Origin of the sequence: Saezia sanguinis, assembly GCF_003991585.1 — a bacterium.
Classification (GTDB): Bacteria; Pseudomonadota; Gammaproteobacteria; order Burkholderiales; family Burkholderiaceae_C; genus Saezia; species Saezia sanguinis.
Map to the genome: position 1 here is coordinate 1 of NZ_PQSP01000206.1, position 238 is coordinate 238.

Annotated in this window: 1 protein-coding gene; it reads right to left on the reverse strand. The window is 71.0% G+C overall.

Going from position 1 to position 238, the window contains the following annotated elements:
• Positions 1-238, reverse strand: a 238-nt coding sequence (locus tag CUZ56_RS15510) for a hypothetical protein (RefSeq protein WP_148113788.1), incomplete at both ends; no start/stop codon positions are given.

Consider the following 238-nt stretch of genomic DNA (forward strand, 5'->3'; position numbering starts at 1 on the left):
GTCCCGGGCGCCGAGTCGTAGCGTCGAGTCGTTGCGGCGGGTGCGGATCGTGTCCCCGACCGATGCGCGAAGCTCGTCGGTCAGCGCCACTTCCGGGCCGGGTTCATCACCGTCTCGGGCGAGGCGATCGACGCGGGCGCGCGCGTTGAGCGCAGTCACGGTGTCGTGGGTGGCGGCGAGCATGATGGTGTCGCGGCCGTTGAGGTGGTCGCCAATCCAGGCGGTGTAGGCGTCGTCG